Raw genomic sequence first — 851 nt, 5'->3', positions numbered from 1 at the left:
TGGCCACCGGCGCGCCGCTGCCCGAGGGCGTCTACGCGATCAACACCTTCATCTACCGCCGGCCCGACGCCACCTTCGGCGCCGACACCGCGATCAACATCCCGGTCCTGGTCTGGTCGACCCCGCTGGTGCCGTTCGGCGGCCGCGTCGAGCTGCTCGTCGCCCCCCCGACCGTGTTCGCCTTCACCCGCAACCGGGCGGGCGTCCCCAACCAAGACATCTCGATCAACGTCGGCACCTTCGTCGGCGGCATCTGGGCGTTCGACCTCGGCGGCAACGTCGGCGTCAGCGTGCTGGGCGGCGCCTACCTGAACGACCTCAACGGCGACCGCGGTTCGCTCGGTGGCGTCACCCCCGTCCTGCCGCAGCTCGCCTCCAACACCTACCGCGCCGGCCTCGCCGTCAGCTACACCGGAGACGGCTACAACCTCACCGCCAACCTCACCGGCAACTTCTACGACTCGCCCGGCCGCTTCGACGGTCGCGTCGGCGCCTTCCTCGGCCCGCAGGTGATCTCCGACGCCCTCAACCTCGACCTCACCGCCACGAAGAAGTTCGGCAAGTTCGAGATCGGCGCCGTCGGCTACGGCACCGTCAACGTCGGCCGCAACTCGGCCATCGTCGGCCGCGGCGGCCGCTTCGCCCTCGGCGGCCTCATCGGCTACGACTTCGGCGTCTTCACCGCCCAGCTGATGGTCGCCCGCGACGTCGTCACCTCGGCCACCTACGCCACCTTCGACGGCCGCACCCGCGACAACTACTCCACCGACGGCTTCATCCGCCTGATCGCGCCGCTCTACTCGGTCGCAGCCCCGGCCCCCGCGCCGACCCCCCTCGTCCGCAAGTACTGA

Annotated in this window: 1 protein-coding gene; it reads left to right on the top strand. The window is 70.6% G+C overall.

The annotated features are described in order from the left end of the window. Positions 1-851, top strand: an 851-nt coding sequence (locus tag FV222_RS27770; protein WP_147816380.1) for a transporter, incomplete at its 5' end; no start/stop codon positions are given.

This window comes from Methylobacterium sp. WL103, assembly GCF_008039885.1.
In the GTDB taxonomy this organism is placed as follows: Bacteria; Pseudomonadota; Alphaproteobacteria; order Rhizobiales; family Beijerinckiaceae; genus Methylobacterium; species Methylobacterium cerastii.
The sequence above is the reverse complement of the archived record's forward strand: the minus strand, read 5'-3'. Positions and strand labels throughout refer to the sequence as shown.